Source organism: Salmonella sp. 32100201201700099SM (assembly GCF_017572645.1).
In the GTDB taxonomy this organism is placed as follows: domain Bacteria; phylum Pseudomonadota; class Gammaproteobacteria; order Enterobacterales; family Enterobacteriaceae; genus Salmonella; species Salmonella enterica.
In genome coordinates this window covers 418057-442990 of the sequence record NZ_JAGERQ010000002.1, presented here as the reverse complement: position 1 = coordinate 442990, position 24934 = coordinate 418057, and the positions used below count along the sequence as shown (strand labels likewise).

Genomic DNA, 24934 nt, shown 5'->3' with positions numbered 1-24934 from the left:
TACGATGGCTCCTCATTCATACTGCATATCGAAATACATGACCGCCGTCGCGTTCCCGGACGTGACCGTCGGCCGGGTCGATTTATAGCGAATATAAAAAGACAGCGTGTTGCGTCCGGCTTTCAACGGATAGACCACTGAGTCGGCATTATTGATACTGATGGTATCCTGATCATCATTCAGAATTTCCACCCCTACCCCGCTTGCTAACATGTTTCCGCTTCCCATTCCGGTATCGGTTATTGCCAGTAGCGCGGGATTGTCCGGATCGGGTTCGCCGGTAAACCAGATCTTCGCCCCGGTAATTCCTCGGGAACAATTTTTGAGGTTGATATTAAAGGGCTTAAATTTTGTCGTTGTTCCTGTCGAAGGAAAATCGCCAACTGCAAACTGCCCTAAATCAATACTTTGACTGAGACTGGAAATATCTATGTCGCAAGTTTGCGCCACAATAGTGCCGGTAAATTCGAGGTTATAAGCGAGGTCGTCAGCGCTGGCATTGATTTGTGGACACAGGATTAGTCCCATGACAAAAAGAGCGCAGTGTGATCTGTTCATTTAGTCAAAGTCCACTCGCAGGCTGGCCAGGGCGGTAAACGCCCCTTCCGCTGGCGTTTCACCTGTTGTACTCACCGGGTAGGCTTGCAATGTGATGTTAGCGCGTCCGGCGCTATCGGTGATAAAAGGCGCGACGCTCTGTACATCATTGGGAATAAGCGCGTTTCCTTCATCGGTTTCGACCACTACACCGACATCGGCATTATCCGAAGCGATAGCCTGGGGAAAGTGGCTATCCGGCGTAGCGATAAGACGCATCGTTAAATTGACCTGCGAATCCAGACCGCTGCACTTTACCGGTACGCTGAATTTTTTCGCTCGTACCCCCTCCGGCTTTTGGCCTGCATGGTTGAAATTGCCGCTGTATAATGCGCCGAAATTCACCAGAATCGTTTGTCCGGCGTTGATTTCGCAGCTTTGCGGTACGGTCACCGTTCCACTATAAAGAATGCTGTACACGACATCTGTCAGCGGATCGCCTGCGGCGGTCATGACATAAACATTGAACATAGTCTTAGGACTAATATTCACCGTGCCGACGAACGGTTTAACAATTTTGAGCTGAAACTCCAGATTTGAGTCACGAACGTAAAACGGTTGACCCGCTTTCACATTTTCATCATATCCCATCAGGACATTGTTCATTGGCGGATAGATATCGCCCGCCGAAGAATCCTCAATTCGCATTCCGCCTTCAAGGTAGTCCGGGTCCAGCTTTAAATATTTCCAGTTACCGCTCGTTTCTACGACCGGATATGGCGACACATAGGAGCGATAAGTCTGGCTATAGGTCGACGCGCCGGCGGGACACACCGCCTGTACATTAACTTCCTGGCTTTTTTCCAGTTGAACCGTCTTTCCCACCTGGTTTTGTTCTGCCGTCAGAGTGGTCGTTAAATCGTAATTAATACTGGAAGGCACGCCGTTAACGTTTTTACACACGTCTGCGTGTGCGTACTGCGATACGACACTCCCCGCCAGCAGAGCAAATAAAAGAGGTATTTTCATTTAATGACACTCCGCATGTTGTCGACTCAGAATCTGACGGGAGGAAGAGAGATGATAGGACGCGACGCACTGTTGATCCGGCAGGTTCCCCCAGCGAACGTGCAGAACGCCTTGCGCTGACAACCCGGAAAGATAGACCTCCCCGGCCTCGTCAACAATCGCCTCCGCATGGCGATCATTCACCGTCACCGTTGCGCCAAAGGGTACAGGCTTACCATTATGATTCAGCGTTACCAGGGCACGCACGCCGACTCGCGCTTTAAAGCGGGCCAGAACCAGCGCGCCTTCGGTCGGCACAACGCGAGTCACCGCGTCATCAATATCGACATCATCAGCCATGGCGTTAACGTCCAGCGCCATACGGTTTTGGCGATATGTCGTCGCATACGGCACCACCGCATAGCCACGCGCGTCCGTATGAATACCCGGCTGGTCGACAACGCCGACATTGGCTGCGCCCGGCGCGGCAATCAAAATATTGGTATTGCCTAACGGCTGGCTTAGCGTCACTCCATGCGCGTGCGCCACCAGGCCGCCGCTCAGGCCATAATTCACCTGCTGGTAATCGCCGTTATCGCTAACGTTATAGCCAATATTGGCGTTGCCTTTCGCCCCATCGTATTCCAGGCTGGCGGCGCCGCTTTCGCCAATACCGTGATTCTGATAGCCTTGCTGTATGTTGTAACTAAGATTGTTTTCGTCCAGTAGTGTGCCGCTAAGGCCCGCATTCTGCGTAACGTTATGCTGTTTGTCCGTACTGGTGCTAAAGGTAGCGTAAACATTGTGATGGTGCGTGACCTCATCATCATGTTGCAGCCATTGACTTAGCGGCACCGAGATATTCAGGGCGAAAATTTGATCGCGCTCCGCATCGCCTGCGGATTTGTTATTGTTGTAAGAAACGCTCCATGCAATACCCGCCAGCGTATCGCTGTATCCCACCTGCAACAAAGAATCCTTTTCATCAGTGTGCCAGTAACTTTGCTGACTGCCGGTAATAAAAAGCGATCCCAACCCGCCTAGCTGTTGATTGATATCGAGTTGTACTTTGCCCCTCCTGGTATAATAAAGATTGTAATAATCCGCCCATTCCGGCCTGCTTTTATCGCTGTCAGTCCGATTGTCATCGTCATAGCCGCTCATCCGTTTCCACGTGGTATCATCCAGCGTATAAAAGCCCGAGGTTGAATAGCGATAACCCATAAGCTGTAAATTGGTTCCTGACTGTGCAAGCGATTTGGCATACAGGAAACGCAGCGATTGCCCCTGGTAGGTGTTATTATCCGCCAGCGTACTGGTAGCCTGGGTGACATCCAGCGACACCGCGCCCCAGTCGCCCAGATTTGCGCCGCTGCCGATCGCCAGCGCGTGATAATGACTGGAAAGTTGTGTTCCGCCATACAGCGTAAAACCATGCGGTAACCCCCATATCAAGGTCGCCTGACTGAATTTCACCTTCTCTTTTTGACTACTATCGCTGCGATACTCCGCCACCGTCGCCGCATACTTCAGCCGCCCTTCTCGTTGTAGAATCGGCACGGCGGAATAGGGCACGTTATAGCGATTAATAGAACCGTCGGACTCTTTGACTTCCACAGTCAAATCACCGCTGGCGGCGGTAGGATAGAGATCATTAATAGTAAATGCCCCGGGCGGCACATAGCGCTGATTGATGATGTAGCCGTTTTGCCGAATGGTCACTTGCGCGTTGCTTCTGGCAATGCCGTGAATGGTCGGCGCGAAGCCCTTCATGCTGTCTGGCAACATATTGTCGTCAGACGCCAGTTGTAGTCCGCGAAAAGGAAGGCTGTCGAATAATGCGGAGGGGGTATAACTATCGCCTGCCGTCAGTTCTCCCTGCAAAAAGACCACATCACGTTCCAGATGAGTACTGATGTGCTGCCAGTCGCTGTCGCTATTCTGATCGCCGCTATTCGCGTTCCATGTGGAGTAGTCGCGTAACCGCCAGGCCCCCAGATTAAGGCCGCTATTCAATCCAAGAAAATAGCTGTTCTCCGCACTGCCGCCAGGGCTCCGATCCTGACTATTCGCGCCGGTAAAGGTGTAATTAAATAGCAACGCGTTAATACCTTCATCCCAGTATTGCGGTGGGATATAGCCTCTGGCGCTGGCAACCATCGCCGCCTGCGGGATGCTAATGTCGAGACGTTGCTGCGCAAAATCAAAGCGGGTCCGGGCGGCCGGTATCGCACTGGCGAGATCCGGACAACTTCCCGCCGCCGCCTTCGCCAACAGTGGAAATGCCCCGGTGTTTACCCCCATATTTTTAAGCATTTCAGGCGTCAGGCAGGCGCGTAATCCGCTGTCATCGGTGGGCGCGCTTTTTCCCGTCGTCTTCACCGCCTGGAAGGCAATGTCTCTGGTCGCGAGAAACGTATTGTTCAGGTAAACGTCAACGCGATACATTCCCGCCGCCTGGGCATTACGGGAAAAGGTCGATAAGTCGGCCACCGCAGACGGGTCGTCAGACAGAAATGCCGGGTTGAAATAGTTTTCCGCCCACCCAGGCGCAGGCGCCAGTGCGATAGCCAACGCCAGCGGAGTTAATACGGGTTTAGCTACGCTGGAGTAATATCGCGTCATGAAAAGCTGATTACGCATAACATCATGAAGCTGGACAAACGCGTGCTGGCGTCGTTGCGCCAAAATCGTTTACCGTGCGCAAAGATACCTGGCCAGGCGTCGCCGGGATAGTGATCGCGCCTTTCGGCGGTACCATAGTATTCGGCAGTTTTTTCCCCGCGCTGTACAGTTCAACCATCGAAACGTAGTACGGCGAAGGGTTAGTAATCGTTAGCTGGCCGCGCTCGTTACGGCAGCGAAGCGTTACCGGGGCATGGGCTGGCGCCTCCGCCAGATTTTTCGGGCGGATAAATAGCTTAATCACGCTTTGCGTCGCAATTTGCAGGGAGTTGCCGGTCAGTTTATTTTTATCGACAGAGGGTATCGCTTTACTGTTTAAATAAAACACGCTTTCGCGATCGGTCGGTAATGACGGCCCGACATACATAATACGTAATATATTTTCTTTTTTAGGCTGGATCACAAAGAGAGGCGGCGTAATGATAAAATCCGTCGAGCGTGAACCATCGGCATTGGCGACCCACGACTGAATTAAAAAAACATTGCTGGCAGAAGAATTAATAATCGGCAAGGAGGTTTGCTTACTTCCCTGCGGATAAATCACCCTAGTCGCGCCCAGCGCAATGCCTCCCGCCTGCACGGCAAACGACAGGCCGGCCGCCGACAGCAGTAGCAATAATCGAAGGAAAATCGGTACGTTTTTTTTCATCTGCGTAATATCCTGATGCCGTCGGTTTGTTACGCGCAGTGACGCGCGTAACGCCCCTTTCTCGCCTCCCAACAGACGAGAAAAAAATCCCGATAAGGAATCAGGAATAAACCATGCTAAATGTCGCCGTCGCGGTAACATTACCGGCAGTCGCCGTACCGGTAGCGATATAATCCACGCTAAGCGGAATAACGTTTTCGCCATCGTTCAAGGTAACAGTACTGGACGATTCACCAATATTCAGCGCCTGGCCATCCGGTCCATAAAGTTGTAGTGCCACATTCGTCGCCGAACCTGCCCCAGCGGTATTCGCCAGCGAACCCGGCTGGTTTGCGTCCTGCTGGCCATTAAAAATCACCGCCGCATTCTGGCTGGTCTGAGTATCGCAGTCTTCCAGTTTAATGGTGAAATCTTCTTTTTGATTCGCCGCCATACCGGCCTCGGTTAATTTACTGGCGCGAACCTGGCCTAATGTCACGGTCTGATCGACAGAGTCAGCGGAAACAGAACAGGCGGCGTCAACGACCTGTCCGACAAAATTTACCGTACCGCCAGTGACGGTTGTAGTATCCGCTTGCGCGGTGGACAACATTCCGCCAAAGGCAATGGCAGAGACCATTAATGCTAGTACAGGCTTTTTCATTCAAGCTCCTTTTAAATATAAAAATGAGGGTAATCAGATTTTTTAACGAAACGGCTGCTGATATTTCTTCACAGCAATATCACGACTTTTTCTTATGCGAAAAAAAGTGTCTTCTTGTTCTGATATAAATGTCAGAGGCAATAAAACAGCTACTCAACGTCGTGAGTTAATCTTTACGTTATAATGAGATAACGATGTTATTAATTATTAGCAAGCCAACGGCAAGTTGCAATCATCGACATTTGGTTTTAAAGGACTAGATGTAACATGTTGTTTTATATTGACTTTACACCAGCCGTTCGGCCTATCCCCTTTAGTCATATTGACTTTTTTAAAATAATCTTCTTAACAATTTTCAATAAAACATTTTATTAACGATAACAGGCAAATTCAGTTGAGATATGTAAATATATCGTTGCGTATAGTGCATTAATACGCCACTGGCAGTTTTCCGAGCGCCGTCAGCCGCCCATTATCAATATGGATATACCCGCCTTTTTTTAGTTCAGACAGAATCTTCATAGTCCGACTGCGCGATATCCCGGTACGCCGTTGAATAAAATTCAATACGATAATGTTTTCCCGGTAGGCCTGTGGATAAGCCCAGATTTCAATCAGCAGCGCCCGAACTTTCAGATAAGAATTGACGCCGACTAATTCACGATCGCGCGCGCTCATCACCATCAGACGGTAAGCCAGACAACGGGCCACGTCGTGCCACAAATCGCATTCATCGGCGATTTTTATAAAATCCGGCAGGCGAACAAATCTACCGGTACAAACCGTTTCTGCGAGCAAAAAGTGTTCCGGTCGCGCGGGAACGTTATAGGTAGCGCCATAGCTGTCAACCATACCCACGACCGATGGCGCAAACGATGAAGATATATGGAGTCGGTTGTCATCACGACAGAAAGAAACAATTCCTGACTCCAGTAATACAATGTAGTGTTCATCATTGGCCTGTAAATAAAACTCATCGCCGATACCCAGCGTAAACGGTTGACCAAATGGCAACAAGGCCGAAAATAAGGCATCAATCGCCGCGTGAGGTTTAGCCTGCTGAGAAAAAAGAAAAGAGTGTAATGAATTCTCATTATTATCTTTAGCAAAAGCATCGTTCATCATTTTTTTCATTAACGGTTGTCTACTCAATGTAGCGCCACAGTATAACCTCTCAAAAAGTACTTAAATTAATAATAAATAACATCGCTATGCAGTATTTCTGTATTCACAACGCACTAATACGCAATATTTTTAAGATTAAGACGATTCTTAATACAAATTGATTACAGAAAATTAATAACGAATTACGCATAAAGAATGAGAGGTCAGGGGGCGCAGGAAAAGAGATTCGAAAGAACGCGCCTTCGAATCTCAAACTAATAGTCCAGATTAATGCAAATAAGCAGTGATATTATCTGAAATAGCGTGGAGAAGCATAATACTCTACCATTTTATCCGCCAGCCAGCCGCCGTCTTCACCGTTAGAATGGATTGTCGTAATACTGATAGTAGAACCACCGCCCCATAAGATCGAAAAGACGTTAAAGTCCGGTAGATTCAGCGCCTGCATCTGGCTCCAGTCATACCCTTTATCTTTACGTAAAAAGTCGCCAACGGTCTGGACGCCGTAAGTCGCGCTATTTAAGGCCGTATTGAGTAACTGCAAAGAGAGCGTGTCAGGATCGCTGCCAATGCGGGCGTCACCCATAAAAAAAGTTCCGCCGGATGCGAAGTGCGCAGCGGTGATTTTACTGACGCCCTCTTCTACTGTAGGCATATGGCCGCCAGGGATTTGCCACAGCATGGCGGGCGTCAGCAGCGCTTTTGTCACCTGTTTGACCATCGCCAGGTAATTAAGCCAGCATGTCGCATTCCAGCCATAGTGAGCAAGCGCATCAGGACTGAAACAGTCACGCTCAAATTTATCAAACGCAATAAAGTCCGGCGCATATTCTCCGCTATAAACGCCCAGTTCATGAATAAATCCGGCGATCGCCTGCCCTTCAGCTACCGGATCAGCGGTATCGCGCAGCACCCAGTCCGCCGTTCCTGTCGCCCAGACATTCGTCTGCCAGCCAAAAGCCACATCCGGGGCAAACTGACGAACAAGATAGTTCACCGCCTGAATATAGCCGTAGAGATCGTCGCTAAACGTCGGCAACGAAGGCGCGATAAAGCCAGCCATCGCCGGTAATGCTTGTATCGCCGCCGCCAGTTGGGCATTCACCGGCACACTGTTTTTTTGCCGTACTACGGTGTAGCCATACGGTTCTTGCTGTAGCGCACCCAGAAAATCCGGGTTAAGCACAAAGGTGGCCGGGACAGGATGCGTCTCATCTTTGTATGACTGCGCCGCCAGACACTGGGTAATAAAGTTACCAAAATGGTTACGTAGCTTTTGCGCATCCTGTAAATCCGCCAGCGCGCTGCCGCCGCTGGCATTCGCGGTATAAATGACCATTACCGGCATGACGCTACGCCCGGCTTCTTTTTCGATCTGGCGCACCAGCGCAACGGTTTTATGGATCGGTAATGTCGCGTAATCCAGAAAACCATCCCCGTTCACGTCAACCTCTGCGGCCGGCACCGGATCGCCGCCGCCGTCAAAACCGTCGTATTTAAACAACGCGCTAAACGGTATATCGCGATAAAGAGAAACCGTCTCTGGCGCGTTAACCGTCACACCGCCATGAACAAGGTAATCAGGCCAACCTTTTACCTGTAGCGTCACGCCGGGCAGAAACTCCAGCGCCACATGGTTGACCTTTTGCAACAAGCGTAGCGGCCCGGCCTGTTCACAACGCCACGGCACACTGTCGATGAAAATATCGTCCGTCTGAACATCATACAGCCCGGGCGCAAAGCGTAATGCCAACGTCTGCCGATCGCTGCCGCTCTCCAGCATTAATGAGTATTGATATTTACCGCTGCTGAACAGATAACGCTGCGGCGCGACGCCATCGGGCAGGCCCAGTATAGTGGCATCTACCGTCACGAAGCTCGCCGTGTCGAGCGCTGACTGTTGGTAAGCGACCGCAACCTCGGCAACCTGCGCCGCAGCAGGGATAAAACCCGTAAGCTGTATGGGTGCCGATATAAAGCGGTTATTAATCATTGCAGGCTGCAGATTGACCGTATAATGATGCCCCGCCAGTAGCCGGGTGATTAACTGCGGTTGGTTGGCGATAAGCGTGATAGTACGCTCATCCGCTTGCGTAGCATCGGCGATATCAACGGTCAATTTCGCATTACCAAGCGCAGGGGCATCAATCATCAGACGCGCACTGGCATAATGGACAATCGGTAAACAAGATACCTGGACCTGCGCGGCGGCATCTCCGGATTGCAGCGTAACGGTAAAAGAGGACTCGACTGGCGCGATTTGCATCTCATCATTCGCCAGTACCGGTACGATAAGCCGATACGTTCCTGCGCTAAGATCGCTTATTGTCAGAACCTCTCCCCACTCACCGACAAAGCGCCGGGTTTCGCCGGCAGGAAACAGTAGCTCAATCACCGGTTTGAGCGCCACGGTCTGCGTCATGGCAGGAAAGTGAACGCAAATTTTTCCCTGGCGGGCAGGGTCATGGGCCAACGTCGCGTTCAAATCGCTGATGGCAACTGGCATCTGCGTGGCGGCCAGATAGCACTGTAATTCGACGGTATCCCCCGCCGCCAGCATCAGCGCGCCGTCATGATTAATGGTGATGGTATTCTTCTCGATGGGCCATCCCCCATCGCTGGCCAGCGTCACGGCCTGATTCCCCAGCATTGTTCCCTGAAACGGACTGTAGGGATCGGGGTGCGCGCTGGCCGTAAAATTCAGTTGAAGCTGATTGAGATCTACCGCCTGAGCGTAGAGGTTGGTCAGCGTAAAGGTGACGCGTTGATACCAACTCGCGGTATTCAACTCGCTAACGTTAAGCGTAAGGCCGCGTTCCTGAAGATCATTGTCCTTTTCCGGCACATCGGGTTCGGCGAGTTGTTCGTCTGCGGCGGGTATCGCTGGCGTCTCCTGATCGGATGGGGTTTCAGACTCTGCGTCTTCGGATGACGATGACGCCAGCGTCAAGGTGATGGCGGACATTTTTACCGGCACCTGCGTCGCCGCGAGGCTGAAAGAGAGCGTCCCGCGTTCGCCCGGATGAAGAAGTAATGCATCGCTGTTATTAATGATGATGTTGTTAGTTTCCAGCGTGCCATACGAACTCTCATTCAGCGTAAGCGGCAGGTTCCCTTTGAGCGTACCGCCGCTATTTCCCCATGGATCGATGTGCCCGGAAGCCGTGAATGATATTGCGGCATGGTTCATATCGACCGCATTACCGCTCTCATTGATGAAGGTTAAGGTGATTTTTTGATACCAGCTGTTGACGTCAAATGCGCTGGCGTGAATGGAAATGGTCATGGTCTGCTCTTCCTCTGTCCCTGGTGGAGAAAAGCCCCGGTAAACCGGGGCTTGAATCATGAAGCCCAATACATCGGCTTAATACCGTGTATTAGTAAGCGCCAAGATCGGTCCATGCACCGCCGACACCACAGTTCAGGTCAGGCTGGTTGCCCATAGACCACCATTTCACCTGATAGTTATGGCCTTTCCAGCTAACGATTTCGAAAGAACCCCAGTTTGCGCCATAAACGGTAGAAGCATCCCACTGCGCGTAAGGTGACGTTTTGTCATCTGCTGACGTATCATCCTCAGCCGGCGTGGTCTCTTCTTCCTCGTCCGGTACAGGAACGATAATCTCTTCTTCCTCTTTCGGTTCCGGTTGAACCTGAGATAGCGCAGGCACCGCCGTCAGAACAAAGCGCTGTTGAGAGGACGGTTCGTTGTAGCAGTCGCGTACAAACAGGGTGAACTGAAAGGCTGTTTTTTCGCTAACTTCCGGTACCACAACCTCAATGATTTCTGCCGTTTTGTCTGCCACATCGATTTGAGAAGGCACGCCCCAGCTAAAGGACAGCTCATCGTTATCTTCATCAGAAGAACCTGCGCCAGACAGCTGTACCGTCGATCCGCCTACGACCATCAGTTCAATCGCCGCTTTCGGCGCGTGGTTGACCTTCTGCGCGTCGTCGCTATCGCTCTGCTCGTCATCTTTTTCTACATTGATACCTTCGAAGTAGAACGGTTCCATATCGATAACTTCAGATTCGATTTCATAACCCAGACCTTCACGCACGGCGTTAACCAGCACGCCGTTGTCCTGATCGATAGTCCAGGTAAACACGCCGCCCAGGCCCAGTTTCGCTGCATATTCGCCTTTTGCTTTGACAGTACGCGGCGTATCCAGGGATAAAAACAGTTTGGATTCCGGGCTATACAGGTAGTCAGCGTCAGCGACCTGGTCGGTGTAAACGTTGAAACCGTTACGGCCTTTCTGGTTTTCCAGATCCAGGTAGCTATAAATGACGTCATACCATTCGCTGGTGCCGGATTCGAAGGAACCGGTAGTATCGCCTGAACCTGGGTTGTAAGAACCTTTCAGCGGCGACAGGGATTCAATTTCTACCTGACGAGCGTTACGGGTATAGCCGGCATAACCGATGTTGATACGGTCAGCGGAGAAACCTTCCGCCAGCAGGTGATCAACGATGGTTTCGACAGCCCAGCCGCCCTCTTCCAGCGCTTTGCGGTTAGTGTGGTGGCCCAGCGTTTCCGCCCACGGCGTACCGAAGAAGTCATAGGTCATCAGGTTGATGCCGTACAGGCCAGCAGCCAACAGATCTTTTACTTTAGCGTGATCAAAAATCGTGGTCACCGCAGAGGCCGCGATAGAGATCTTCACATTGCTCAGACCCGCGGAATCCAGCTGTTAACGCAGTTCGGCAATCAGCAGCGCGTAGTTAGCGCCATCTTCTGCGCCAAACGGGTTGCCCGCCCCTTCATCGTTCGGGTATTCCCAGTCAATATCCACTTCGCTGAACATCGGGAACTGTTTGAACAGTTTCACCACGCCTTTGGCGAAGGTTTTACGAGAAGAGTCAGAAGCGGCGGTTTCGTGGAACCCGTTACTCATGCTCCAGCCGCCGATACTCATGGAGAGCGCCAGCGTGTGACCTGCAGCTTTCGCTTTTGCCTGCATATCACGCAGCGCGCCCAGCATACCTTTGGCGTTAGCCTGGGTCACGGTTTTCGGATCAACATCCCAGCCGCTGGTTTCAAAACCCAGGTTGATATAAGACTGGAAATCGCCCCACGGATCGAGGAAGGTCGGCTCATATTTCACTTTGCCGCACAGCGCTGCCGCTTCTGCTACGACATCGCGGTCTTCTGTATCAATTTTTCTGAAACCGGTGATGCCAACAAAGCCAAAAATCAGTTTGTCATAAGCCGTCGGTGAAACGTTGGTTAAATCATAACCACGGCCCGGTTGGGACATATTGCCTTGCAGACGGCTGTCATACTGTGACCAGTCGGTGTAATAACCGAATACCTTCGGTTTAGTCGTGGAATTTTTATATTTATTGTATACCGGTTTCGCAACACGAGCGGAAGTATAGCTTATTTTATCATCGCTTGTTGCAGGGTCAAAACCATTCGCTGCATGAGTAGTTTCAGTAATTGTATCGCCTTGAATCAGTTTGCTTGTAGCCATTTTCAAATTTCCTTTTACGTTTCAAAATTGTCGCAGCTCGTTCTGCGGGGTCCATAATCGTTACAGGCATAAAAAATAGCTAATCACAAAACATCATCTTTTTAGATGATATAAAAATCATAAAAATGAGGTTAACAACACCGTCTAACGAAGAGAAAACAACACCTCTCAGCGCCCGCTTACTCCGTTCTGGTGAGAACATAGTAAATATCATTTATCATGTAATTAAATATCATTTAATTACAATGAAATAATGTGATTACACTCGCTATAGACAATGACAATACAATAAAACCAGTGACATTTATTGGATTAAGACATTTCTCATACAATATAGTCACCACAGACAACCAGGATGTACATTTCTAAAGGAAGACGTTATGAAAACTTATATCATTAATAGCAATTGCATTTACAATGAAGGTAAATATGAACTGAGGACGGTCTCAAATTCACAGGTTATTAAAATGACTGCGATGAGAGCCAAATGTCTCAGTTTCATCATCGAGAATGCTCATCTGGAGATTATCGAGCGACAAAAAATAACCACTGCGTTATGGGGAAGTCGAAGCCATTATGTTAATGATGCAAATCTAACGCAGATTCTCTATTTAATCAGACGTGACCTTAAAGCGCTTAGTATTAACGATCTTTTTATTACCATTCCAAGACAAGGCCTCAAAGTTAATAGTGATATCACCATTATCGCGACGGATAGCGAAACAAAGGGAAGAAAAAAACAGATTGTACGGCAAACCATCGCTGCCCTGACGACCGTATTTTCAGTAACGTTAGGTTCTCTCATGTATCTGCATATTCACTAAGCGAAGGAAAGGGAAGATGAATCCAATTATAGATGGAATTATTGCGCTTGAAGGCGGTTACGTATTTAACCCTAAAGATAAAGGCGGCGCCACCCATTGGGGCATTACCGAAGCCACGGCGCGAGCACATGGCTATGCTGGCGATATGCGGGATCTGACCCACGCTGAAGCCTACGCGATTCTCGAAGCGGATTATTGGATCAAACCAGGCTTTGATGTCATCTCGACGCTATCGTGGCCAGTCTCATTCGAGCTGTGCGATGCGGCAGTCAACATAGGCGCTTACCACCCCAGCGCGTGGCTGCAACGCTGGCTGAACGTCTTTAATCACGAAGGTAAACGCTACCCGGATGTTCATGTGGATGGCAATATTGGCCCGCGGACGTTTGCCGCTCTCGAACATTATTTGGCCTGGCAAGGCCAGGAAGGGGAAGCCGTTTTGGTGAAAGCCCTCAACTGCAGTCAGGGCATGTACTACTTAAACGTTGCTGAGAAAAACCACAATAACGAACAATTTATTTATGGCTGGATCAAAAATAGAGTGACCTAGACCAGGCTGAAAAAAGACGCGTAAAAGGCTCACGGATGAGCCTGATACTGCGAATGATAATTAGTCTGAATTATTTCCTTCGATAATTTTTTTAATCCGCCGTCCAAGAATCTTTAAGATCGGACTCGCGAAAACACCGCCTAAGCCTGCCGCCAACAGAACAATGTTGAAACTGCATTCTTTTTCGATCGCAATCGCGCTTAACAAGAAACTGGTGAAGCAGGAAATCACGATCTGTGTTAAGCAATATTTAATACTTTCATGAGAACTATTATATTCTGTCTTATCTTTGCGTAAAAGATAGCTGACAAAGCCTCCCCACGCGCCAATCGAAATAATAGTGAGTAAGATCTCTAGCTCCAATAGCACAACTTCCGTTGTCGACACATGGTTGGGAATAGACATTTTAACACTCCGAAATCATTATAAATGAATAATTAACACAAGGAGTGTAAGCGCCCTGTCAGGAGGGTAAAAATCAAAGTACATCATTTAAAACCATATTAAATCAAAGCGTAAAAATGAGGTGTATTAACGACGGAAGGAGGAAAGCGTTTGTAACATACTTACCATCTCATTAATCGTCGATATATTTCTACTATTTTTCTTCCAGGATGCATAGACCTGAACTGACTTCAAAGCCAGTTCGGGCGGAGGCTGAATAAATTTAATGTCATATTTACGATGATTTTTATAAAAAAGCGCTAATTTCAAAGGCATCAATGCAATCAATGAGGTTCGTTCGATCATGCTCATCAAACCGTTAAGTGAATCACTACGATAGCCGACAATACGCTTGCCAGTATAGTAAAGCTCATCCTTAAATAACTCGCTATCATGATATATCACTGAAGCCCCCATCCCCGGCTGATATAACGCATGACGCGAAGAATAAAAATGATGTAGCGACAGTTGCGAGAGGGTACTCAGCATGTGTTTACTGCTACAGATACAAACAAATGATTTAAAACTATCAATAATTTGATTCTCTATGCCGGACTCCAGCAAAGGTTCGGCACTAATCAACAGATCGCCTTGCGCAGTAAACAGAAGTTCGCTGATATGCTCCCGACTCATATTTCTGACGGAGAAATGATTTATCAAAATACGGTCAAATATATCGCTGTTATAGAGCTGAGAAAGATAATAGCTTTCAACAATATCACTGCCTAATAACGTTATCTGGAACGCTTCATCTTTTTTGCTATTACAGAGAAATGTGTCATCCACCAGTTTCATCACCTGACTGAAATTTTGGTGAATGTCGACAGCCTTAGCTGTGGGGATGAGCCCGCCTTTCCCTCTGCTAAACAGTTCTTCCGGGTAATAACTCTGCAGGCGCTTTAACGCCAGAGAAACGGCAGCCGGTGTAATGCCTAACTTTTTTGCCGCCATAGCCGCATTTCCTGACAAAATAACAGCGTCAAGAATTTTGATTAAATTATAATCAAAGCTCTTGTTGGCACCTTTCGATCCCATTCGCTGTCTGCCTCCGGAAACTAAAAAAAGCAATATAGATAATACTCAAGATAAATCAATTCACAGCGTCTAAAAAAGCAATCGTTAATGTCATCACATTACATTTTTTTTAAAAATGAGCGTATGCAAACCTGCTGATTAACATCAATTTGTTTATCAGTAAAACAAAATACCAACAAATGAGAGGATACGATGCGTTTAGCAGAAGCCTGGGCGCGTACAGGCAGAAAAAAGCCCGGATATACATACACCCGGGCTGAAGAAAAATACAACGGGAAAAAGGTTAGCGAGTCAAATCGTCAAAGAATTTTTTCACGCCGTCAAAGAAGCTTTTTGAACGCGGGCTGTTTTTCTCTCCCGTCGGGCCGCCAAAACTTTCCTGAAGATCTTTTAGCAATTGCTTCTGTTTTTCGCTCAGACCGACCGGCGTTTCAACTACCACACGGCACAGCAAATCGCCCTGCGCGCCACCACGTACGGACTTCACGCCTTTGCCGCGCATACGGAACAGCTTGCCCGTTTGTGTTTCGCTCGGTACTTTCAGCATCACGCGACCATCTAACGTCGGCACTTCAATTTCACCACCGAGCGCCGCCATCGCAAAGTTGATCGGCACTTCGCAATAAAGATTATTGCCTTCACGCTCGAAAATAGGGTGTTGTTTCACCTGGACCTGAACGTACAAGTCGCCTGCCGGTGCGCCATGCTCGCCCGCTTCGCCCTCGCCTGCCAGACGAATACGATCGCCGGTATCCACGCCCGCCGGGATTTTAACGGACAGAGTTTTACTCTTTTCAACACGCCCATGACCGTGACATTTATGGCACGGATCTTTGATCAGCGTACCGCGGCCCTGACAGTGTGGGCAGGTCTGCTGTACAGCAAAGAATCCCTGGCGCATCTGTACCTGACCAGAACCATGACAGGTTGGACAGGTTTGCGGTTGCGTACCAGCTTTCGCGCCGCTGCCGTGGCAAACGTCGCACTCCTCCAGCGTCGGAATACGGATCTCTTTGGTCACGCCACGCACCGCTTCTTCCAGGGTGAGATCCATGTTATAACGCAAATCAGCCCCACGCGCCGCACGTTGGCGACCACGCCCGCCGCCAAAGATATCGCCAAAAACGTCACCAAAGATATCACTGAAATCAGCGCCGCCATTAAAGCCGCCGCCCATCCCGCCTTGTTCAAACGCGGCGTGACCATACTGATCGTAGGCTGCGCGTTTTTGCGCATCGGTCAGCACTTCGTAGGCTTCTTTAATCTCTTTAAATTTAGCTTCGGCCTCTTTATCACCCTGATTGCGGTCCGGATGATATTTCATGGCCAGGCGCTTATACGCCTTTTTGATTTCACGCTCTTCCGCTGTTTTGGAAACGCCTAAAATCTCGTAGTAATCTCTTTTCGCCATCTCTTTTTATCTGCCCTTAACATGCATACACGGGCGGAGAGGAAACCTCTTCGCCCGTGCCAGTAATTACCCGTTCAAAGGGCGATTATTTTTTATCTTTTACTTCTTCAAACTCAGCGTCGACAACGTCGTCATCTTTCGCGTTGTTTGCAGAAGCGTCAGCGGAGCCAGCCTGCTGCTGCGCATGTTGCTGCTGAGCGATTTCCATCAGTTTCTGGGAAACCTGCGCCAGCTCCTGCATTTTCGCTTCGATAGCGGCTTTATCTTCGCCTTTCAGGGCAGTTTCCAGCGCGCTCAGCGCAGACTCGATAGCGGTTTTGTCATCAGCCGGCAGTTTATCGCCTGCTTCTTCAACCTGCTTACGGGTGCTGTGCAGCAGATGGTCACCCTGGTTACGGGTCTGAACCAGCTCTTCGAACTTACGGTCGGATTCAGCGTTCGCTTCTGCATCGCGAACCATTTTCTGAATTTCTTCCTCGTTCAGACCAGAAGACGCCTTGATAGTGATCTTCTGCTCTTTACCGCTATTTTTATCTTTCGCGGAGACGTGCAGGATACCGTCAGCATCGATATCGAAGGTGACTTCGATCTGCGGCATACCGCGCGGCGCCGGGTTGATGCCATCCAGGTTGAACTGACCCAGAGATTTGTTATCAGACGCACGTTTACGCTCACCCTGCAGCACATGGATGGTTACCGCAGACTGGTTGTCTTCCGCAGTAGAGAACACCTGGCTGTGCTTGGTCGGGATGGTGGTGTTTTTGGTGATAAGCGGAGTCATCACGCCACCCATCGTTTCGATACCCAGAGACAGCGGGGTAACGTCCAGCAGCAGTACGTCTTTCACATCACCGGTCAATACGCCGCCCTGTACCGCTGCGCCGATAGCCACAGCTTCGTCCGGGTTAACGTCTTTACGCGGCTCTTTACCGAAGAACTCAGCCACTTTTTTCTGCACCATTGGCATACGGGTCTGACCGCCGACGAGGATCACGTCGTTGATATCAGACACGGACAGGCCAGCGTCCTGCAGTGCGACTTTCAGCGGCTCGATAGAACGGTTCACCAGATCTTCAACCAGGCTTTCCAGTTTCGCACGGGTCACTTTGATGTTCATGTGTTTCGGACCGGTGGCATCTGCGGTAATGTACGGCAGGTTCACGTCGGTCTGCTGCGCAGAAGACAGCTCGATTTTGGCTTTTTCTGCGGCTTCTTTCAGGCGCTGCATCGCCAGCGGGTCGTTACGCAGGTCGATGCCCTGATCTTTCTTAAACTCGTCAACGAGGTAGTTGATCAGGCGGGTATCGAAGTCTTCACCACCCAGGTGGGTATCACCGTTGGTTGCCAGAACTTCAAAGGTTTTTTCGCCATCAACTTCGTCGATTTCGATAATAGAGATATCGAAAGTACCACCACCGAGGTCGTAAACCGCGATAGTACGGTTGCCGACTTCTTTATCCAGACCGTAAGCCAGCGCTGCGGCAGTCGGTTCGTTGATGATACGTTTAACTTCCAGCCCCGCGATACGACCAGCATCTTTGGTAGCCTGACGCTGCGCATCGTTAAAGTAAGCCGGTACGGTGATAACCGCTTCAGTTACCGGTTCGCCCAGATAATCTTCAGCCGTTTTCTTCATTTTCTTCAGCACTTCGGCAGAAATCTGCGGCGGCGCCATTTTCTGACCTTTCACATCAAGCCATGCGTCGCCGTTGTCGGCGCCGATGATTTTGTACGGCATGATAGAAACGTCACGTTGAACTTCTTCGTCCTGGAAGCGGCGGCCAATCAGGCGTTTAATCGCAAACAGGGTGTTTTGCGGGTTTGTCACTGCCTGACGTTTAGCCGGCTGACCAACCAGAGTTTCACCATCCTGGGTATAAGCAATGATAGAAGGCGTAGTGCGATCGCCCTCGGCGTTCTCCAGCACGCGTGCCTGCGTTCCATCCATAATCGCTACACAAGAGTTGGTAGTACCCAGGTCGATACCAATAATTTTACCCATCTAAACGTCTCCACTAAAAATTCGGTCATCATGTGGTTGTGAATCTGTAATAAGGGCGAAACGTGCGGTTTCAACTACCCTGAATCGTTTTTTTTCAGACTCACCACTGCGGTTGACTACAAGATGGGGTCGTAACCCACGTCATCAAGGGGGAGATGAAAAAATTTTTTAGCGACGAGAGGGCGCGATGGAAAACCAGACAGATAAAACATTCATAAAATAAATTAAACAACGAATATCATTCACGTAAAAATTGTAATAAAAAGAAAAGATTACAAAACTGAATCGTTGTCATGAGCAGAGTATGATAGACGGTAATTGCTTATTGAACCCGTCAAAGAGAAATTTCATGCGATCTGTGTTAACGATTTCCGTCGGCCTGCTTTTCGGCCTGGCGTTAAGTAGCGTCGCGCACGCGAACGACCATAAAATACTGGGTGTTATTGCCATGCCCAGAAATGAAACGAACGATCTCGCGCTGAAAATTCCCGTCTGCCGCATCGTGAAGCGCATTCAACTCACGGCGGATCACGGCGATATCGAACTTAGCGGCGCATCCGTCTATTTTAAAACTGCGCGTAGCGCCAGCCAAAGCCTGAACGTCCCTTCCTCAATCAAAGAAGGCCAGACGACAGGCTGGATCAATATTAATAGCGATAACGACAACAAACGCTGCGTATCAAAGATTACCTTCTCAGGTCATACGGTAAATTCTTCCGATATGGCGAGACTTAAAGTCATTGGCGACGATTAATCGCTGTTATTTCTATTCCAAAAGCCAGACTGAAAATGAACGTCACCTATTTACACGACGAGGATTTAGACTTTCTTCAGCATTGCAGCGAAGAACAACTCGCCGATTTCGCCCGTTTGCTGACGCATAACGAAAAGGGCAAGGCTCGCTTGTCGAGCGTCCTTAGTCATAACGAGCTGTTCAAAGCGATGGAAGGTCACCCGGAGCAACACCGCCGTAACTGGCAGCTCATTGCCGGCGAGTTTCAGCATTACGGCGGCGACAGTATCGCCAACAAATTGCGCGGACACGGAAAACAGTACCGCGCGATTCTGCTGGATGTCGCAAAACGGCTAAAACTCAAAGCAGATAAAAGCATGTCGACGTTTGAAATAGAACAGCAACTGCTGGAGCATTTTTTACGTCATACCTGGCAGAAGATGGACGCGGCGCATAAGCAGGAATTTCTGCAAGCCGTAGACGCCAAAGTTTCTGAACTGGAAGAACTGCTGCCGCTGCTCATGAAAGATCGCAGTCTGGCAAAAGGGGTCTCCCACCTGCTTTCCACCCAGCTTACCCGCATTTTGCGTACCCATGCCGCAATGAGCATCCTGGGTCACGGATTGCTGCGCGGCGCAGGTCTTGGCGGCCCGGTCGGCGCGGCGTTAAACGGCGTCAAAGCGATGAGCGGCAGCGCGTATCGCGTGACTATTCCGGCGGTATTGCAAATAGCCTGCCTGCGACGAATGATGGCAGCCGTTCAGGCGTGAATGCCCTCACAGGGGGAAATATTTTCTTTTCCCCCTTATTAGATCATAGACAGTCCTCTTCCCCCTGATTATTATGCCGCGCCCCGAATACGGAACTCGTTATTTTGGGAAACTATTTCACCATTCAATTATGATGATTTTGAGGAATTATGGGCAACACTAAGTTGGCTAATCCGGCACCGCTGGGCCTGATGGGCTTCGGCATGACCACCATTCTGCTTAACCTGCACAATGCCGGTTTTTTCGCCCTGGACGGTATTATTCTGGCGATGGGGATTTTCTACGGCGGTATCGCGCAAATTTTTACCGGTCTGCTGGAGTACAAAAAAGGCAATACCTTTGGTTTAACGGCCTTTACCTCTTACGGTTCGTTCTGGCTGACGCTGGTCGCTATCCTGCTGATGCCGAAAATGGGTCTGTCGGATGCGCCTGACGCTCAGCTACTCGGCGCTTATTTAGGTCTGTGGGGCGTGTTCACGCTGTTTATGTTCTTCGGTACGCTGAAAGCCGCCCGCGCGCTGCAATTTGTTTTCCTGAGCCTGACCGTACTGTTCGCTCTGCTGGCGGTCGGCAATATCACCGGTAACGAAGCCATTATCCATATCGCAGGCTGGGTTGGTCTGGTTTGCGGCGCCAGCGCTATTTATCTGGCGATGGGTGAAGTGCTAAACGAGCAATTTGGCCGCACTATTCTGCCAATCGGCGAGGCGCACTAAATCTCTTTTATTCCTCCCGCACCGGGAGGAATAACCCTACTATCAGTATCCTCCGGTCAGGACGACATATTCTCACGTCTGGCGCTCTTCGGACGGAAAGCGGCAACCACTTCCGGCGCGGTTTCGACATACGGCCCGTCAAGCAGCTGTATACAATACGGCACGCTCGCAAAAATGCCCGGCACTCTAACGCTGCCATCGTCCGCTTTTACGCCTTCCAGCGTTTCTTTGATCGATTTTGGCTGTCCAGGCAGATTAAGAATTAACGCCTGTTTACGGATAACGCCCACCTGGCGGGAAAGAATGGCGGTCGGCACAAAGCGCAGGCTGATCTGGCGCATCTGTTCGCCAAAACCTGGCATTTCACGGTCGGCGATGGCAAGGGTCGCGTCCGGCGTGACGTCGCGACGCGCCGGACCGGTACCGCCAGTGGTCAGCACCAGATGACAGCTCATCTCATCAACCAGTTCACATAAGGTCTGTTCGATGATCGCCTGTTCATCCGGGATCAATCGCGTTTGCAGCTCAAAAGGGGTGGTAAGGGCAGATGCCAGCCACTCTTCAAGGGCCGGGATACCTTTATCCTGGTAAACGCCGCTGGAAGCACGGTCAGAAATGGAAACCAGGCCAATGCGTAAAGTATTCATGATTATTCCGTTTAAACAGTCTCGTTAAACAGAATGATACACTGCGAAGGGAAGGACAGACAGGTTTCAGAAGAGGTAGCGTGACCCATATCAGGGCCACGCGTTAATGATTACAGCAGATCGCCGATCATTTTTTCCAGTTTTTCCTGGTCTACCGCAAACTTACGGATACCATCCGCCAGTTTGTCCACCGCCATGGGGTCCTGGTGATGCTGCCACAGGAACTCGGCTTCGGTAATGCGTTCCGGACGCGCTTTGACTTCGCCGGAGAAAGAGAGCTTACGCTCAATCGCCCCTTCGCTTTCCGCCAGTTCTTTCAGCAATGCCGGCGCGATAGTCAGACGGTCGCAGCCCGCCAGTTCCAGAATTTCGCCTACGTTACGGAAACTTGCGCCCATAACGACGGTTTCGTAACCATGCTGTTTGTAGTACTCGTAGATTTCCGTTACGGAAACCACGCCCGGATCTTCAGCTGGCGCATAGTCTTTCTTGTCGGTATTGGCTTTATACCAGTCAAGAATACGACCTACGAACGGCGAGATCAGGTAGACGCCCGCTTCGGCGCACGCACGCGCCTGCGCGAAGGAGAACAGCAGCGTCAGGTTACAGTTGATGCCTTCTTTTTCCAGCTGTTCGGCTGCGCGAATGCCCTGCCAGGTGGACGCCAGCTTGATCAGGATACGATCGTTGCTGATACCCGCATCATTGTAGAGTTTAATGATACGTTTTGCTTTGGCGATAGACGCTTCAGTGTCATAAGACAGACGCGCGTCAACTTCGGTAGAAATACGCCCCGGCACCAGCTTCAGGATTTCCAGGCCAATATTCACCGCCAGCTTATCGGTCGCGTCAACAACCTGCTGCGCGCGGTCGCTGCTCTGCTGTTTCGCCCAGGCGACAGCATCGTCAATCAGCTTACGATATTCCGGGATTTGCGCTGCGTTAAGAATGAGAGAAGGGTTAGTTGTAGCATCCTGCGGCTGGTACAGCTTCATTGCCGCGATATCTCCGGTATCAGCCACTACGGTGGTGAACTGACGAAGGGAGGTCAATTTGTCCGTCATGATAGAGTTTCTCTTTAAACAGCTTGTTAGGGGATGTAACCGGTCTACCCTGATGATAACACGACGCACTCACAGCGCAACCGCCTACATGCACCTGGCTGCCCTTGTGAACTGTTTGCGTATCTGCCGACGGTTGATGCGCAATTAAAGGATACCGCCGTATTTATGGTAAGCTACCGTTAATATTAGCCTGACAAGGTCATCTACATCATGGGTCACGCTTATACAGGATCATCAAAGCGTGTCGGCATCAACAAGAGGGACGTTAATGCCTGAGTTTTTCAGTTTTATTAACGAAATACTCTGGGGCTCGGTAATGATTTACCTGCTGCTCGGCGCAGGATGTTGGTTTACCTGGCGTACCGGATTCATTCAGTTTCGTTATATTCGCCAATTTAGCCGCAGTCTGAAAGGCAGCCTTAGCCCGCAGCCAGGCGGCCTGACGTCATTTCAGGCGCTGTGTACCAGCCTCGCGGCGCGGATTGGCAGCGGTAATCTGGCCGGCGTGGCGCTGGCTATCGCCGCAGGCGGTCCCGGCGCAGTATTCTGGATGTGGGTCTCGGCCATCATTGGTATGGCGACCTCCTTCGCCGAGTGTTCGCTTGCCCAGCTTTATAAAGAACGTGACCCGACAGGCCAGTTCCGCGGCGGCCCGGCGTGGTATATGGCGCGCGGGCTGGGAATGCGCTGGATGGGCGTGGTTTTCGCCCTCTTTCTGCTCGTCGCCTACGGGTTGATTTTTAATAGTGTGCAGGCGAATGCCGTCTCACGCGCGCTCCATTTCGCCTTCAACATTCCGCCGCTTATCTCCGGCATTGCTCTGGCGTTCTGTGCCCTGTTAATTATCATCCGCGGCATAAAAGGCGTCGCCCGCCTGATGCAATGGCTGATTCCCATCATCGCGTTATTGTGGGTCGCTGGCAGCGTATTCATTTGCCTCTGGCATATTGAGCAAATGCCTGGCGTTATCGCCTCGATAGTCAAAAGCGCATTTGGCTGGCAGGAAGCCGCGGCAGGCGCAGCCGGATATACGCTCACCCAGGCTATTACCAGCGGTTTTCAGCGTGGGATGTTCTCTAATGAAGCGGGAATGGGGTCAACGCCTAATGCGGCCGCAGCGGCAACGTCGTATCCCCCTCACCCTGTCGCGCAGGGGATTGTGCAAATGATTGGCGTATTCAGCGACACCATTATCATCTGTACCGCCAGCGCGATGATTATCCTGCTGGCGGGGAATCACGCGTCCCACTCGTCAACAGAAGGCATTCAGCTTCTCCAACATGCAATGGTTTCGTTGACCGGTGAATGGGGCGCCAGTTTTGTCGCGCTTATCGTCATTCTGTTCGCGTTCAGTTCTATCGTCGCCAACTATATTTACGCCGAAAACAATCTGTTTTTTCTGCGGTTACATAACGCAAAGGCTATCTGGCTATTACGTCTTGCGACGCTTGGCATGGTTATCGCCGGTACGCTTATCAGTTTTCCGCTGATATGGCAGCTCGCTGACATGATCATGGCCTGTATGGCCATTACCAATCTGACGGCGATTTTGTTGCTCTCACCGGTGGTGTATACCCTTGCCGGCGATTATCTGCGACAACGGAAACTGGGCGTAAGACCGCAGTTCGATCCGCGGCGCTTCCCGGATATCGAACCACAACTGGCGCCAGATACCTGGGATGCGACATCGCGCGATTAAGCCGACAATCGCAACCATCGGTCAACTCTGCGGCGTTTTTTTGCTAAAGTCGCAGAAAATTCCCTGCAAGGACTGGATATGCTGATTCTGATTTCACCTGCAAAAACGCTTGATTATCAAAGCCCGCTGGCCACGACCCGCTATACCCAGCCGGAGCTGTTGGATCACAGCCAGCAGCTTATTCAACAGGCCCGCCAGCTTTCGGCGCCGCAAATTTCCAGGCTAATGGGAATTAGCGACAAACTGGCGGATCTCAACGCCACGCGTTTTCATGACTGGCAGCCTCATTTTACGCCGGATAATGCACGCCAGGCGATTCTGGCGTTCAAAGGCGATGTTTATACCGGCCTACAGGCGGAAACGTTCAACGACGCGGATTTTGATTTTGCCCAACAGCATCTGCGCATGCTCTCTGGCTTGTATGGCGTATTGCGCCCGCTGGATTTAATGCAGCCTTATCGTCTGGAGATGGGGATTCGCCTGGAGAATCCGCGCGGCAAAGATCTTTATCAATTCTGGGGCGATATCATTACCGATAAGCTCAACGAAGCGCTTGAAGCGCAGGGCGATCGGGTGGTGGTGAATCTGGCCTCCGAGGAATATTTTAAATCAGTGAAGCCGAAGAAACTGAATGCCGAACTGATTAAGCCCGTATTCCTTGATGAGAAAAACGGCAAGTTTAAGGTGGTAAGCTTCTACGCCAAAAAAGCGCGCGGACTGATGAGTCGTTTTATTATTGAAAACCGCTTAACGAAGCCGGAACAGCTTACCGCGTTTGACCGTGAAGGGTATTTCTTTGATGAAGAAACCTCCACTCAAGACGAGCTGGTCTTTAAACGCTACGAGCAGTAACGACATCGCCGGATGGCGGTTACGCCTTATCCGGCCTACAAATCGGCGCCACCCCATAGGCCC

The 24934-nt window shown here is 50.3% G+C and carries 20 protein-coding genes and 1 pseudogene; 7 read left to right on the top strand and 14 right to left on the bottom strand.

What is annotated here, in order from left to right; genetic code table 11:
• Positions 1–12: 12 nt before the first annotated feature.
• The 8 genes and pseudogenes from J4685_RS05485 to J4685_RS05450 all read right to left on the bottom strand — a co-directional run bounded on the left by J4685_RS05485 (position 13) and on the right by J4685_RS05450 (position 12124).
• Positions 13–558 carry a fimbrial protein BcfE gene (locus tag J4685_RS05485; protein WP_001082042.1) on the bottom strand — a complete coding sequence of 182 codons (546 nt, stop codon included), beginning with the start codon at positions 556–558 and terminating at the stop codon, positions 13–15.
• Positions 559–1566 (bottom strand): fimbrial protein BcfD, encoded by a 1008-nt coding sequence (locus tag J4685_RS05480; RefSeq protein ID WP_000701249.1) that lies wholly within the window; start codon positions 1564–1566, stop codon positions 559–561. It abuts the gene before it with no gap.
• Positions 1567–4188, bottom strand: coding sequence for a fimbrial usher BcfC (gene bcfC / locus J4685_RS05475; RefSeq protein WP_001245843.1), 2622 nt, complete (start codon positions 4186–4188; stop codon positions 1567–1569).
• Positions 4189–4192: 4 nt separating this feature from the next.
• Positions 4193–4879 carry a fimbrial biogenesis chaperone BcfB gene (bcfB, locus tag J4685_RS05470; RefSeq protein WP_000742559.1) on the bottom strand — a complete coding sequence of 229 codons (687 nt, stop codon included), beginning with the start codon at positions 4877–4879 and terminating at the stop codon, positions 4193–4195.
• Between the two features lie 100 nt (positions 4880–4979).
• Positions 4980–5522, bottom strand: coding sequence for a fimbrial protein BcfA (locus J4685_RS05465; protein WP_000743355.1), 543 nt, complete (start codon positions 5520–5522; stop codon positions 4980–4982).
• A 429-nt stretch (positions 5523–5951) separates the two neighbouring features.
• On the bottom strand, positions 5952–6656 hold the full coding sequence (locus J4685_RS05460) for a winged helix-turn-helix transcriptional regulator (protein WP_000738614.1): 705 nt from the start codon (positions 6654–6656) through the stop codon (positions 5952–5954).
• A 280-nt stretch (positions 6657–6936) separates the two neighbouring features.
• Positions 6937–9933: a hypothetical protein gene (locus J4685_RS05455; protein ID WP_000155791.1), complete on the bottom strand. Its 2997-nt coding sequence runs from the start codon at positions 9931–9933 to the stop codon at positions 6937–6939.
• Positions 9934–10024: 91 nt separating this feature from the next.
• Positions 10025–12124 (bottom strand): annotated as a pseudogene (locus tag J4685_RS05450) (glycosyl hydrolase family 18 protein).
• Between the two features lie 380 nt (positions 12125–12504).
• Between J4685_RS05450 and J4685_RS05445 the strand changes: the two are divergent.
• On the top strand, positions 12505–12948 hold the full coding sequence (locus tag J4685_RS05445) for a transcriptional regulator (RefSeq protein ID WP_000860683.1): 444 nt from the start codon (positions 12505–12507) through the stop codon (positions 12946–12948).
• Positions 12949–12964: 16 nt separating this feature from the next.
• Positions 12965–13498 carry a glycoside hydrolase family 108 protein gene (locus tag J4685_RS05440; RefSeq protein WP_001068126.1) on the top strand — a complete coding sequence of 178 codons (534 nt, stop codon included), beginning with the start codon at positions 12965–12967 and terminating at the stop codon, positions 13496–13498.
• Between the two features lie 60 nt (positions 13499–13558).
• On the opposite strand, the gene J4685_RS05435 is transcribed toward J4685_RS05440, so the two are convergent.
• From J4685_RS05435 to dnaK, 4 genes are all read right to left on the bottom strand, one after another.
• On the bottom strand, positions 13559–13903 hold the full coding sequence (locus J4685_RS05435; protein ID WP_000026889.1) for a phage holin family protein: 345 nt from the start codon (positions 13901–13903) through the stop codon (positions 13559–13561).
• Positions 13904–14029: 126 nt separating this feature from the next.
• A complete protein-coding gene (locus tag J4685_RS05430) occupies positions 14030–14977 on the bottom strand; it encodes a LysR family transcriptional regulator (RefSeq protein ID WP_000534903.1) in 948 nt (315 codons plus the stop codon).
• A 283-nt stretch (positions 14978–15260) separates the two neighbouring features.
• Positions 15261–16388 carry a molecular chaperone DnaJ gene (gene dnaJ, locus J4685_RS05425; RefSeq protein WP_001119012.1) on the bottom strand — a complete coding sequence of 376 codons (1128 nt, stop codon included), beginning with the start codon at positions 16386–16388 and terminating at the stop codon, positions 15261–15263.
• An 85-nt stretch (positions 16389–16473) separates the two neighbouring features.
• On the bottom strand, positions 16474–18390 hold the full coding sequence (gene dnaK / locus J4685_RS05420; protein ID WP_000516126.1) for a molecular chaperone DnaK: 1917 nt from the start codon (positions 18388–18390) through the stop codon (positions 16474–16476).
• A gap of 349 nt (positions 18391–18739) precedes the next feature.
• On the opposite strand from dnaK, the gene J4685_RS05415 reads away from it, so the two are divergent.
• The 3 genes from J4685_RS05415 to satP all read left to right on the top strand — a co-directional run bounded on the left by J4685_RS05415 (position 18740) and on the right by satP (position 20609).
• Positions 18740–19144, top strand: coding sequence for a DUF2541 family protein (locus J4685_RS05415; RefSeq protein WP_001258093.1), 405 nt, complete (start codon positions 18740–18742; stop codon positions 19142–19144).
• A 35-nt stretch (positions 19145–19179) separates the two neighbouring features.
• On the top strand, positions 19180–19893 hold the full coding sequence (gene msyB, locus J4685_RS05410) for an acidic protein MsyB (protein WP_001103477.1): 714 nt from the start codon (positions 19180–19182) through the stop codon (positions 19891–19893).
• Between the two features lie 149 nt (positions 19894–20042).
• Positions 20043–20609: an acetate uptake transporter gene (gene satP / locus J4685_RS05405; RefSeq protein WP_000528528.1), complete on the top strand. Its 567-nt coding sequence runs from the start codon at positions 20043–20045 to the stop codon at positions 20607–20609.
• Between the two features lie 56 nt (positions 20610–20665).
• Here satP and mog read toward each other — a convergent pair whose 3' ends face one another.
• Positions 20666–21256, bottom strand: coding sequence for a molybdopterin adenylyltransferase (gene mog, locus J4685_RS05400; RefSeq protein ID WP_001094676.1), 591 nt, complete (start codon positions 21254–21256; stop codon positions 20666–20668).
• Positions 21257–21366: 110 nt separating this feature from the next.
• Positions 21367–22320: a transaldolase gene (gene tal, locus J4685_RS05395; RefSeq protein WP_000130175.1), complete on the bottom strand. Its 954-nt coding sequence runs from the start codon at positions 22318–22320 to the stop codon at positions 21367–21369.
• Between the two features lie 268 nt (positions 22321–22588).
• Between tal and J4685_RS05390 the strand changes: the two genes are divergently transcribed.
• Positions 22589–24019 (top strand): alanine/glycine:cation symporter family protein, encoded by a 1431-nt coding sequence (locus J4685_RS05390; protein WP_001113813.1) that lies wholly within the window; start codon positions 22589–22591, stop codon positions 24017–24019.
• Between the two features lie 78 nt (positions 24020–24097).
• The gene (yaaA, locus tag J4685_RS05385; RefSeq protein WP_000906175.1) at positions 24098–24871 is read left to right on the top strand and encodes a peroxide stress protein YaaA; all 774 of its coding nucleotides are present in this window, start codon (positions 24098–24100) and stop codon (positions 24869–24871) included.
• Positions 24872–24934: the final 63 nt, after the last annotated feature.

What these genes read in the sequence shown, in the direction of transcription:
- J4685_RS05485 (WP_001082042.1), bottom strand. Translation starts at nt 558, where the DNA reads ATGAACAGATCACACTGCGCTCTTTTTGTCATGGGACTAATCCTGTGT.
- J4685_RS05480 (WP_000701249.1), bottom strand. Translation starts at nt 1,566, where the DNA reads ATGAAAATACCTCTTTTATTTGCTCTGCTGGCGGGGAGTGTCGTATCG.
- bcfC (WP_001245843.1), bottom strand. Translation starts at nt 4,188, where the DNA reads ATGCGTAATCAGCTTTTCATGACGCGATATTACTCCAGCGTAGCTAAA.
- bcfB (WP_000742559.1), bottom strand. Translation starts at nt 4,879, where the DNA reads ATGAAAAAAAACGTACCGATTTTCCTTCGATTATTGCTACTGCTGTCG.
- J4685_RS05465 (WP_000743355.1), bottom strand. Translation starts at nt 5,522, where the DNA reads ATGAAAAAGCCTGTACTAGCATTAATGGTCTCTGCCATTGCCTTTGGC.
- J4685_RS05460 (WP_000738614.1), bottom strand. Translation starts at nt 6,656, where the DNA reads ATGAAAAAAATGATGAACGATGCTTTTGCTAAAGATAATAATGAGAAT.
- J4685_RS05455 (WP_000155791.1), bottom strand. Translation starts at nt 9,933, where the DNA reads ATGACCATTTCCATTCACGCCAGCGCATTTGACGTCAACAGCTGGTAT.
- J4685_RS05445 (WP_000860683.1), top strand. Translation starts at nt 12,505, where the DNA reads ATGAAAACTTATATCATTAATAGCAATTGCATTTACAATGAAGGTAAA.
- J4685_RS05440 (WP_001068126.1), top strand. Translation starts at nt 12,965, where the DNA reads ATGAATCCAATTATAGATGGAATTATTGCGCTTGAAGGCGGTTACGTA.
- J4685_RS05435 (WP_000026889.1), bottom strand. Translation starts at nt 13,903, where the DNA reads ATGTCTATTCCCAACCATGTGTCGACAACGGAAGTTGTGCTATTGGAG.
- J4685_RS05430 (WP_000534903.1), bottom strand. Translation starts at nt 14,977, where the DNA reads ATGGGATCGAAAGGTGCCAACAAGAGCTTTGATTATAATTTAATCAAA.
- dnaJ (WP_001119012.1), bottom strand. Translation starts at nt 16,388, where the DNA reads ATGGCGAAAAGAGATTACTACGAGATTTTAGGCGTTTCCAAAACAGCG.
- dnaK (WP_000516126.1), bottom strand. Translation starts at nt 18,390, where the DNA reads ATGGGTAAAATTATTGGTATCGACCTGGGTACTACCAACTCTTGTGTA.
- J4685_RS05415 (WP_001258093.1), top strand. Translation starts at nt 18,740, where the DNA reads ATGCGATCTGTGTTAACGATTTCCGTCGGCCTGCTTTTCGGCCTGGCG.
- msyB (WP_001103477.1), top strand. Translation starts at nt 19,180, where the DNA reads ATGAACGTCACCTATTTACACGACGAGGATTTAGACTTTCTTCAGCAT.
- satP (WP_000528528.1), top strand. Translation starts at nt 20,043, where the DNA reads ATGGGCAACACTAAGTTGGCTAATCCGGCACCGCTGGGCCTGATGGGC.
- mog (WP_001094676.1), bottom strand. Translation starts at nt 21,256, where the DNA reads ATGAATACTTTACGCATTGGCCTGGTTTCCATTTCTGACCGTGCTTCC.
- tal (WP_000130175.1), bottom strand. Translation starts at nt 22,320, where the DNA reads ATGACGGACAAATTGACCTCCCTTCGTCAGTTCACCACCGTAGTGGCT.
- J4685_RS05390 (WP_001113813.1), top strand. Translation starts at nt 22,589, where the DNA reads ATGCCTGAGTTTTTCAGTTTTATTAACGAAATACTCTGGGGCTCGGTA.
- yaaA (WP_000906175.1), top strand. Translation starts at nt 24,098, where the DNA reads ATGCTGATTCTGATTTCACCTGCAAAAACGCTTGATTATCAAAGCCCG.